At 69.0% G+C, this 420-nt stretch carries 1 pseudogene; it reads right to left on the reverse strand.

The features are described 5' to 3' along the window. Positions 1 to 420: pseudogene (locus D7V97_RS43815) on the reverse strand (bifunctional glutamine synthetase adenylyltransferase/deadenyltransferase); the annotation flags it as partial.

Below are 420 nucleotides of genomic sequence, written 5' to 3' on the forward strand. Positions count from 1 at the left end.
GCTGCAGCGCCTGGCACAGGAACTCGATTTCGCGGATGCCACCGGCGCCGCGCTTGATGTCTTCGTGCAGCTCGCGGCGCGCGACTTCGGCGGTGATCGCCGCCTTCATCTCACGCAGGCCGTCGAGCGCGGTGAAATCCAGGTAGCGGCGGTATACGAACGGTCGCAGGGTCTGCAACCACGCTTCGCCGGCGTCGATATCGCCGGCCACCGCGCGCGCCTTCAGCCACGCATAGCGCTCCCAGTCGCGGCCTTCGCGCTGGAAGTACTGATCCATCGCCGCGAACGACAGCGCGACGCGACCGGCGCTGCCGAACGGGCGCAGGCGCAGGTCGACGCGGTGGCTGAAGCCATCGACCGTGGTTTCGTCCAGCAGCTTGGCCAGGCGCTGGCCGAGGCGGGCGAAATACTCCTCGGCGG

Source organism: Corallococcus sp. CA053C, from assembly GCF_003611675.1.
Classification (GTDB): Bacteria; Myxococcota; Myxococcia; order Myxococcales; family Myxococcaceae; genus Corallococcus.